This is a genomic window from Mycobacterium sp. TH-M11 (assembly GCF_057473725.1).
The window spans coordinates 1-5,481 of the sequence record NZ_JBYCLD010000296.1 but is presented as its reverse complement, the minus strand read 5'-3'; the positions used below and the strand labels follow the sequence as shown (position 1 = coordinate 5,481).

Below are 5,481 nucleotides of genomic sequence, written 5' to 3'. Positions count from 1 at the left end.
TGGTCGTCGTCATCGCCGCCACCACCACCGCGCTTGGTCTGCTCCTGGGCCATTACTGCCTCCTGCATCCTCATCGAACGTGAAACACGTCCGTCGTGTCTCCACCCTACCGGTCAATGGCGTCAATGCCCTGGCTACGCGGCCATGTCGACCCCGCTCACGTGGTGAGCTGTTCCACCAACTCGACAGCACTGTCCACCGAGTCCAGCAGTGCCCCGACGTGCGCTTTACTGCCCCGCAACGGCTCCAGTGTCGGGATGCGTACCAAGGAATCACCACCGAGATCGAAGATCACCGAGTCCCAACTGGCCGCAGCGATGTCGGCGCCGAAGCGGCGTAGGCATTCGCCGCGGAAGTAGGCCCGGGTGTCGGTCGGCGGGTTGTCGACGGCGTCGATCACCTGCTGCTCGCTGACCAACCGCTTCATCGAGCCGCGCGCGACCAGCCGGTTGTAGAGGCCTTTGTCCAGCCGGACATCGGAATACTGCAGGTCGACCAGATGCAGCCGCGGCGCCGACCAGCCCAGGTTCTCCCGGTGCCGGAAACCGTCGAGCAGCCGCAGCTTGGCCGGCCAGTCCAGCAGTTCGGCACACTCCATCGGGTCACGCTCGAGCAGGTCCAGGACGTGCGCCCAGGTCTCGACGACGTCGCTCGCGCGGGCGTCGGGATCGCGGCTGTCGACCAGCTTCGCCACCCGATCCAGGTAAATCCGTTGCAGCGCAAGGGCAGTCAGCTCACGACCGTCGGCCAGCGCGACGGTCGCGCGCAGCGACGGGTCGCGACTGACCGCATGCACGGCGTGCACCGGGCGAGCCAGCGCGAGGTCGCTGAGGTCGATGCCGTGCGCCGGGCCGTCCTCGATCAGGTCGAGCACCAACGCGGTGGTGCCGACTTTGAGATACGTCGAGGTCTCGGAGAGATTCGCGTCGCCGATGATGACGTGCAGCCGCCGGTAGCGGTCGGCGTCGGCGTGCGGCTCGTCGCGGGTGTTGATGATGCCGCGTTTGAGGGTGGTCTCGAGCCCGACCTCGACCTCGATGTAGTCAGAGCGCTGCGAGAGCTGGAAGCCCGGCTCGTCGCCGGATGGGCCGATTCCGACCCGGCCGGAGCCGGTGACAACCTGGCGGGAGACCAGGAACGGCGTCAGTCCGGCGATCACCGCGGAGAACGGCGTCTGGCGTCTCATCAGGTAGTTTTCGTGCGACCCGTACGAAGCACCCTTGCCGTCGACGTTGTTCTTGTACAGCTGCAGTTTGGCGGCGCCGGGCACGCTGGCGACGTGCCGGGCGGCAGCTTCCATGACACGCTCACCAGCCTTGTCCCAGATCACCGCATCCAGCGGGTCAGTGCACTCCGGCGCGGCGTACTCCGGGTGGGCGTGATCGACGTAGAGCCGCGCTCCGTTGGTCAGGATCATGTTGGCCGCGCCGACCTCGTCGGCGTCCACCACCGGCGGCGGGCCCGCGGAGCGGGTCAGGTCGAAACCGCGGGCATCCCGCAGCGGCGACTCCACTTCGTAGTCCCACCGGGTGCGCTTGGCGCGCTGGATGCCGGCGGCGGCGGCGTAAGCCAGCACCGCCTGAGTCGAGGTCAGGATCGGGTTGGCGGTCGGGTCCGTCGGCGAGGAAATGCCGTATTCGACCTCCGTTCCGATGATTCGTTGCATACCCCGAGCTTAGGCGTGGTGACGATGCGGCCCGCGCAGCGGGGCGAAATGGCTCCGGGCGGACCATTGACGCAGGTGGTTCGAGTCATTACCTTCACCCTGTGTCTGTCGAACCCATCACTGGCCTGTCCGGAAAGCGCTACGGCGAAGTCCTTCTCGTGACGCCGGGCGAGGCGGGTCCGCAGGCCGCCGTCTATAACAGCTTCGGACTCAACGACTTACCCGCCGAGTTGTGGTCCGCACTCGACGCGAAGCAGATCGCAGCCGAAAACGGTGCCGCCACAGCGCTACTCAACGGACCGCGGTACTGGCTGATGAACGAGATCGAGAAAACGACGCAGGGCCCGCGGATCGTCAAGGACTTCGGCGGCATCGAAATGGCACTGCAAGCCCAGACCTTGCTGTCGGGGATGAACCCGGCGCCCTACACCGCCAACCAGGTTCACCGGCACACCGTGTTCACCTTCGACGCCGGCGAGGAGGTCTACGAATTGCACGACCCTGCCCTGCGCCGCTGGATAATGCAGACCTGGAGTCAGATCGTCGACCCGAACTTGTCCCGCGCCGACCTCCCCCGGCTCGGCGAACGGCTCAGCCTGCCGAACGGCTGGAGTTACCAGACCCGAACACTGACCAGCCCGCTTCGCATCGACACCAGAACGCACGCCGCGCAGGTTCTGCGCGACGACCTGGCCAACAGCTATTCACTGCTGGCTGGCTGAGTCCTACTATTGGCGGTTTTCCGAAACTTAAACCACAGCGCCGCAACGCGGCGTGTTGTATGCATGGTTTAAGTGTCGGCGAATCCGTGGCCGCGCTTGCGACGACCGCGCGTCTGATGGCGCCGGCCCGCAGCGCCCGGCTACGCCTCGCTTGCGACCACCGCTAGAGATACTGGCCCAGGTTCGATTCGGTGTCGATTGCCCGTGACGCGCTCGAACTCTTGCCGGTGACCAGCGTGCGGATGTAGACGATCCGTTCGCCCTTCTTACCCGAGATCCGCGCCCAGTCATCGGGATTGGTGGTGTTGGGCAGGTCCTCGTTCTCGGCGAATTCGTCGACGATTGAGTCGAGCAGGTGCTGGATCCGCAAACCCGACTGACCGCTCTCCAGGACCGACTTGATCGCGTTCTTCTTCGCCCGGTCGACGACGTTCTGAATCATGGCGCCAGAGTTGAAGTCCTTGAAGTACATGACCTCTTTGTCACCGTTGGCGTAGGTGACTTCCAAGAACCGGTTGTCGTCGATCTCGGCATACATCCGGTCGACGACCTTCTCGATCATCGCTTTGATGCACGCACCACGATCACCGCCGAATTCGGCCAGGTCGTCGGCGTGCACCGGCAGAGTCTCGACGAGGTACTTCGAGAAGATGTCCTGCGCCGACTCGGCGTCCGGGCGCTCGATCTTGATCTTCACATCAAGTCTGCCGGGCCGCAGGATCGCCGGATCGATCATGTCCTCGCGGTTGGAGGCGCCGATCACGATGACATTCTCCAGACCTTCGACACCATCGATCTCGCTGAGCAACTGCGGCACGACCGTGGTCTCCACATCGGAGGAGACGCCAGTGCCGCGGGTCCGGAAGATCGAGTCCATCTCGTCGAAGAACACGATCACCGGCGTGCCCTCGGATGCCTTCTCGCGAGCCCGCTGGAAGATCAGCCGGATGTGACGCTCGGTCTCGCCGACGAACTTGTTCAGCAGTTCCGGGCCCTTGATGTTGAGGAAGTATGACTTTGCCTCGCGGGCGTCGTCGCCGCGAACCTCGGCCATCTTTTTGGCCAGCGAGTTGGCAACAGCCTTGGCGATCAACGTCTTTCCGCACCCGGGCGGGCCGTAAAGCAGCACACCCTTGGGCGGGCGCAACGCATATTCGCGGTAGAGGTCCTTGTGCAGGAAGGGCAACTCGACGGCGTCGCGAATCTGTTCGATCTGCCGGCCCAGGCCGCCGATGTCGTTGTAGGTGACGTCGGGCACCTCTTCGAGCACCAGGTCCTCGACCTCAGCCTTGGGGATGCGCTCGAACGCGTAGCCGGCTTTGGTGTCCACCAGTAGCGAGTCGCCGGGACGCAGCCGGCGCGGCCGGGTGTCGTCGTTGAGCGCGTCGGGGTGGCCTTCTGGAAGGTCTTCGGCCACCAGCGGCTCGGCCAGCCACACGATGCGCTCTTCGTCAGCGTGGCCGACCACAAGCGCCCGGTGTCCGTCCGCCAGCAGCTCACGCAACGTTGAAATCTCGCCGACCGATTCATAGCTGCCGGCCTCGACGACGGTGAGCGCCTCGTTGAGGCGAACTGTCTGTCCTTTGCGCAACGCCCTCACCTCGATGTTGGGCGAGCATGTCAGCCGCATCTTGCGTCCCGAGGTGAACACGTCGATGGTGTCGTCCTCGTGAGTCGAGAGCAGCACGCCGTAGCCACTGGGCGGCTGGCCGAGCCGGTCGACCTCTTCGCGCAGCGCCAAGAGCTGCTGGCGGGCTTCTTTGAGGGTCTCCATCAACTTGGAGTTGCGCGACGCCAACGAATCGATGCGCGCTTCCAGCTGGTGGATCTCGCGCGGGCTGCGCGCGGCGCCGTGGGATCCGGCGGCATCGTCCAACTGCTCGCGCAGAATCGCGGCCTCGCGACGGAGCTCTTCCAACTCGGCGGCGTCCTCGTTTGAAAAGTCGGCTTCGCGGGGGCTACCGAACGGCTCACGGTCGAACTCACCCATGGTGCGCTCCTTTCCCACCCCGGGACGGTGTGCGGTGGATACCTCAACGCTACCGGCGATTTCCGTTTCATGCGGGAAGTCGAAATGAGGCACACTGGCAACAGCGTTAACATCATGTTTAGTCGGCTTTACCGAGAGGGACCATCGTGACCGTGAAAACCCTAGCCACAGGCATGGCGGCGATGGCCGCCATCGGTGCTGCCGCGGCGGGTGTGACCTGTATTGCAGCTGTGGTCCCGGTCTCGCCCCGCGTTCAACCGGTCGTTTTCGGCGTGCCGCTGCCGCAGGATCCGGCGGTGCCAGTCGGGGTCGACGTTCCCACCGCCGGCCAGTTGTCGGTCCTTCTCAACACCCTGCAGGACCCGAGCGTGTCGTTCGCCCAGAAGGGCAACCTCATCGAGGGCGGCATCCCCGTCCCGGTCTCCCTGGCCGACCATGAGCTACAGAAAGCCGCCTCCAAGGGCAGCCTTCCGCTGACCTTCAACATCACCAACATCACGCCGTCGGGCCCCGGTGCCGCCACGGCCACCATCACCGCCTCGGGACCGCATCTGGCCCCGACACCGGAATATCTACGTTTTGTCGATCAGGGCGGCTGGAAGTTGTCACACGACTCGGCGATGACGCTGATCTCGGCTGTGCGTTCGCGCTGACGGCCGCTGCATGCGCCGGAGCCTGGCCGCAGTGTTGAGCACCGCCGCGATGGCGGCGCTGTTCGGGCTGGCGGGCTGTTCCAGCGATGAGGACGACCCGTCGCCCGCCGGCGAACAACCTTCGACTTCGGCGTCGACGGGTCTGGCACCGGCCCCGCAGGCCGCGCCCCTGCCGCCGCCTGAGGCACTGGCAGGTGTGCTGTCCCGGTTGGCTGATCCGTCGGTGCCAGGACTTCAAAAAGTAAATCTGGTCGAGGGCGCCTCGCCGGAAAATGCCGGTGTGTTCGACCAATTCGCCAATGCATTGATCAATGGCGGCTTCGCACCGACGAGATTTGATGTCCGCGAAGTCAATTGGTCCGACCGTGACCCCGCCGACGTCGTGGCGAACGTCGACGTCAGTTCAGGCAATCCGAAAGGTCCGCACTTCGCGTTCCCAATGGAATTCAA

The 5,481-nt window shown here is 64.9% G+C and carries 5 protein-coding genes; 3 read left to right on the top strand and 2 right to left on the bottom strand.

Annotated elements, in window-relative coordinates; translation table 11 throughout:
• Positions 1–157: 157 nt before the first annotated feature.
• Positions 158–1,666 (bottom strand): pup deamidase/depupylase, encoded by a 1,509-nt coding sequence (dop, locus tag AC2VOG_RS12320; RefSeq protein WP_486940178.1) that lies wholly within the window; start codon positions 1,664–1,666, stop codon positions 158–160.
• A gap of 116 nt (positions 1,667–1,782) precedes the next feature.
• Between dop and AC2VOG_RS12315 the strand changes: the two genes are divergently transcribed.
• Positions 1,783–2,388 carry a hypothetical protein gene (locus tag AC2VOG_RS12315; protein ID WP_486940180.1) on the top strand — a complete coding sequence of 202 codons (606 nt, stop codon included), beginning with the start codon at positions 1,783–1,785 and terminating at the stop codon, positions 2,386–2,388.
• Positions 2,389–2,551: 163 nt separating this feature from the next.
• Here the strand turns inward: AC2VOG_RS12315 and arc are convergent, their stop codons facing one another.
• The gene (arc, locus tag AC2VOG_RS12310) at positions 2,552–4,378 is read right to left on the bottom strand and encodes a proteasome ATPase (RefSeq protein WP_486940177.1); all 1,827 of its coding nucleotides are present in this window, start codon (positions 4,376–4,378) and stop codon (positions 2,552–2,554) included.
• A 143-nt stretch (positions 4,379–4,521) separates the two neighbouring features.
• Here arc and AC2VOG_RS12305 point away from each other — a divergent pair, with 143 nt between their 5' ends.
• On the top strand, positions 4,522–5,031 hold the full coding sequence (locus AC2VOG_RS12305) for an MTB12 family secreted protein (RefSeq protein ID WP_486940179.1): 510 nt from the start codon (positions 4,522–4,524) through the stop codon (positions 5,029–5,031).
• 34 nt (positions 5,032–5,065) lie between these two features.
• A partial coding sequence (gene lppK, locus AC2VOG_RS12300) for a lipoprotein LppK (protein ID WP_486940176.1) occupies positions 5,066–5,481 on the top strand: 416 nt, incomplete at its 3' end.